Annotated in this window: 1 pseudogene; it reads left to right on the forward strand. The window is 70.4% G+C overall.

From position 1 onward, the window contains the following. A pseudogene (locus ACPYOM_RS24240) lies at window positions 1-230 on the forward strand (hypothetical protein); the annotation flags it as partial.

Genomic DNA, 230 nt, shown 5'->3' on the forward strand with positions numbered 1-230 from the left:
GGCGTTGCCAACGTGGGCCTGAAGTGGCCCAACGACATCGTGGTGGACGGGCAGAAGCTCGGCGGCCTGTTGGTCGAAGGCGGCGGTGAGTTCGCCGGCCCGGCGCGCGCGGTGATCGGGCTGGGCATCAACGTGCGCATGCCGGCCGCATTCGCCACCGGGATCACCCAGCCGTGGACCGATCTGGCCACGCTGCTGGGCAACGACATCGAGCGCAACGCGGTGGTGGC

It is taken from the genome of Monashia sp. HAY1-2A (assembly GCF_056755315.1).